The sequence below is a fragment of the Clostridium sp. CMCC3677 genome (assembly GCF_023845585.1).
Classification (GTDB): Bacteria; Bacillota; Clostridia; order Clostridiales; family Clostridiaceae; genus Clostridium; species Clostridium aquiflavi.
Genome location: NZ_JAMQHS010000133.1, coordinates 1 through 214 on the forward strand (window position 1 = coordinate 1; position 214 = coordinate 214).

Below are 214 nucleotides of genomic sequence, written 5' to 3' on the forward strand. Positions count from 1 at the left end.
GAACGAGTGACCACCACAAACGCGCCAATATTCTTCTGCGGGATCATCGCCATATAGGTAATGAAACCGCCACCACCGCCTGTCTTCTGAATAATCCCCGGACGACCCTCTTTCGGGGCCATATATACCCAACCTAAACCAAGCGCATCCGCTTTGCCGGGGACATCCATGCCAATCACTTTCGTAAACTGCGCGCGCTGATAAATCAACGTCT

1 protein-coding gene is annotated in these 214 nt (G+C 52.3%); it reads right to left on the reverse strand.

The genetic code is table 11. The features are described from left to right. A partial coding sequence (locus NG901_RS16985; protein ID WP_252217137.1) for a serine hydrolase occupies nt 1–214 on the reverse strand: 214 nt, incomplete at both ends.